The following is a 3,216-nucleotide window of genomic DNA, read 5'->3' as shown; positions in this document are numbered from 1 at the left end:
TAACCAGCTGAGCTACGAGCCTAGCGAAAGCGCGAGTATAGCATCACTTTCGTTTCGCCTGCAAGACCCCTGCCACGTCCTCGATCAGCCCGAGCGCGCGCTGCAATTGCGTCGCCTCGGACACCTCGGCGGTGAACTGCATGCGCGCCACGCCCTTGCTCGACAGCGTCTTCACGCCGGTGACGTTGATCTTCTCGCGCGACAGCACTTCGGAGATGTCGCGCAGCAGGCCCTGCCGGTCGACCGCCTCGACGTGGATGTCCACCGGGTAGACCGCGTCGCTCTTCTTGCCCCACTCGGTCTGGATCACGCGCTCCGGCGCGCGCGCCGACAACTGGCCGAAGGTCGGGCAGCTGCGCCGGTGGATCGACACGCCGCGCCCGCGCGTGACGAAGCCGACGATGTCGTCCGGCGGCGCCGGCTTGCAGCACCGGGACATCTGCGTCATCAGCGAGTCCACGCCCACCACCAGCACGCCGCTCTTGGCGCCGCGCGCCACGCTGGTGGCGCGGCTCTTCTTGGTGACGGCCTCTTCCTCGCTGACCGGCGCGGCGGCCTCGCCCTCCGGGTGGCGCAGCGCCTGCTCCACGTGGCGCAGGCTGAACTCTTCCTTGCCCACCGCCGAGAACAGCTCGTCCGGCGTCTTGAAGCCGAGCCGCGCGGCGAGGTCGTCCAGGCTGACCGCGGTCTTGCCCTCGCGCTGCAGCGTCTTGTCGATCAGCGCGCGGCCCTGCGCGATGGTTTCCTGCGAGTCGAGCGCGTTGAACCAGGCCCGCACCTTGGCGCGCGCGCGCGGCGCGGCGAGGTAGCCCAGCTCGGTGTTGAGCCAGTCGCGCGACGGGCCGCCCTGCTTGACGGCGATGATCTCCACCGTCTGCCCGTTCTTGAGCGGCGTGTTCAGCGGCACCATCGTGCCGTCCACGCGCGCGCCGCGGCAGCGGTGGCCCAGGTCGGTATGCAGGTAGTAGGCGAAGTCGACCGGCGTGGCGCCCTGCGGCAGCGCCACCACGCGCGCCTGCGGCGTGAGCACGTAGATGTGGTCGTCGATGGCGGCGTGCTTGAGCTGCTCCCACGACTCGTCGTGCGCCACCGAATGGTCGGCGTCGTCCTTCCACGCCAGCAGCTGGCGCAGCCACGCGATCTTCTCGTCGTAGCGCTCGCTGGCCGAGAACTGGCCGCTGTAGCCCTTGCTGCCGGCTTCCTTGTAGCGCCAGTGCGCGGCCACGCCGTACTCGGCGAAGTGATGCATTTCCTGGGTGCGGATCTGCACCTCGAAGGCGCGCCCGTCGTCGCCGATCACCACCGTGTGCAGCGACTTGTAGCCGTTGGCCTTGGGCCGCGAGATGTAGTCGTCGAACTCGCGCGGGATCGGCTGCCAGATATGGTGCACGATGCCCAGCACCGTGTAGCAGTCCTTGATGTCGTCCACGATCACGCGGAACGCGCGCACGTCGTAGAGGTCGGCAAAGTCCAGCTCCTTGCCGCGCATCTTCTTCCAGATGCTGTAGATATGCTTGGGCCGGCCCGTCACCTCGGCGCGGATGCCGGCGGTCTCGAGCTCGGACTGCAGCCGCGCGATGGCGCTGGCGATGTAGCCTTCGCGCTCGATGCGCTTCTCGTCGAGCAGCCTGGCGATGCGCTTGTAGGTATCGGGCTGCTCGAAGCGGAACGCCAGGTCCTCCAGCTCCCACTTCATCTGCCAGATGCCGAGCCGGTTGGCCAGCGGCGCGTAGATGTCCAGCGTCTCGCGCGCCACGCCGGGCAGCGGCTGCGCCTTGACCTGCGCCAGCCAGCGCAGCGTCTGCAGGCGCGAGGCCAGCCGCACCAGCACCACGCGGATGTCCTGCGCGAACGCCAGCAGCATCTTGCGCAGCGCCTCCACCTGCTCCTGGCGCGCGGCGATCTCGTCCTTGGTGGTTTCCGGCGCGCCGCTGTGGCCGACCGCGATCGCGCCGATGCGCAGCAGCTGCCGCACGCCCCTGACCAGCCGGGCGACCTCCTCGCCGAAGCGCGGCTCGATGTCTTCCTCGCAGCCCGGCACGAACGCCGCCACCGCGAACAGGCAGGCCGCCGCGCGCGCGGCATCGTCGACGCGCAGGCCGTCGAGAATGCGCAGCATGCCCTCGGCATGCGTGAGCACCGGCTCGCCGGTAGGCAGCTGCGCGGCGCCGCCGCGCTCGCGCACGTAGGCCAGCGCGCGCTCCACCAGCCCGGCGTCGGGCGTGCCGGCAACCTGCCCGGCCAGGTCAGTCGACGTCACCATCTCGCTGCACCCGCCTCACTTGAGCGCGGCGGTCACCACCACTTCGATGCGGTACCCGGGATTGGCCAGGCGCGCCTCCACGGTGGCGCGCGGCGGCGTGGCGCCGGGCACCACCCAGGCGTCCCACACCTCGTTCATGATGCCGATCTCGTCCACGTTGGTGAGGAAGATCTGGCACGACAGGATGCGGCTCTTGTCGCTGCCGGCTTCCGCCAGCAGGCGCTCGACGTGGCCCAGCACCTCGCCGGTCTGGCCGCGCAGGTCGGCGGCGGGATCGGTTTCCGCCACCTGGCCGGCGAGGTAGACCACGCCGTTGTAGATCGCGTATTCGGACAGGCGCTTGCCCACGTGGGCGCGCTTCAGTTCACTGGTGCTCATGGCAAAAAACTCTGTTGCTCCGGTTCGCCCGGTTGGTCTGTTGGAAAAACTGCCGCCGCGCGTCAGGCCGCGCCCAGGAAAAACTGGCGGGCGATGGCGATCTGCGCCGGGTCGATGAAGGTCGGCGCATGCCCCACGTCCTGCACTTCCACCGCGCTGACATTGCGCCCGCGCGACACCATCTCGGCCACGGTCTCGCGCGTGAGCAGGTCGGACTGGGCGCCGCGCACCACCAGCGTGGGCGCCTGGATGGCCTCGAACATGTGCCACAGCGCGGCCTCGCCGGCGCTTATCTGCTCGGGCGTGGTCTCGCGGAACGGCAGCGCCATCGCCGGATCGTAATGCAAGCCCCATTCCAGGCCCTCGGCGCCCTGCATCGGCTTGAGGATGGCGCCGTTGAGCTCGCGCCACTGCTCGGGCGTGTGGCGGCCGAACGAGGCGCTGATGGTCTGCAGGTAGGCCAGGCCTTCCTCGAAGGTCTTGAAACGCACCGGCAGGCCGAGGTAGGCGCCGATGCGCTCCACCGCCGAGGCGGCCAGGCGCGGGCCCACGTCGTTGAGCAGCAGCTTGCGCAC

The 3,216-nt window shown here is 69.7% G+C and carries 3 protein-coding genes; all 3 read right to left on the bottom strand.

Going from position 1 to position 3,216, the window contains the following annotated elements; translation table 11 throughout:
- Positions 1 to 43: 43 nt before the first annotated feature.
- A complete protein-coding gene (locus K206_RS0111735; protein WP_020202608.1) occupies positions 44 to 2,263 on the bottom strand; it encodes a bifunctional (p)ppGpp synthetase/guanosine-3',5'-bis(diphosphate) 3'-pyrophosphohydrolase in 2,220 nt (739 codons plus the stop codon).
- Between the two features lie 15 nt (positions 2,264 to 2,278).
- Positions 2,279 to 2,641: a RidA family protein gene (locus tag K206_RS0111730; RefSeq protein WP_020202607.1), complete on the bottom strand. Its 363-nt coding sequence runs from the start codon at positions 2,639 to 2,641 to the stop codon at positions 2,279 to 2,281.
- Positions 2,642 to 2,703: 62 nt separating this feature from the next.
- The coding region (locus tag K206_RS0111725) for a hypothetical protein (RefSeq protein ID WP_020202606.1) at positions 2,704 to 3,216 on the bottom strand (513 nt) is incomplete at its 5' end.

Origin of the sequence: Cupriavidus sp. WS, assembly GCF_000395345.1 — a bacterium.
GTDB lineage: Bacteria > Pseudomonadota > Gammaproteobacteria > Burkholderiales > Burkholderiaceae > Cupriavidus > Cupriavidus basilensis_B.
Note: the sequence above shows the minus strand (reverse complement) of the source record. Positions and strands in the feature narration are given on the sequence as shown.

What these genes read in the sequence shown, in the direction of transcription:
- K206_RS0111735 (WP_020202608.1), bottom strand. Translation starts at nt 2,263, where the DNA reads ATGGTGACGTCGACTGACCTGGCCGGGCAGGTTGCCGGCACGCCCGAC.
- K206_RS0111730 (WP_020202607.1), bottom strand. Translation starts at nt 2,641, where the DNA reads ATGAGCACCAGTGAACTGAAGCGCGCCCACGTGGGCAAGCGCCTGTCC.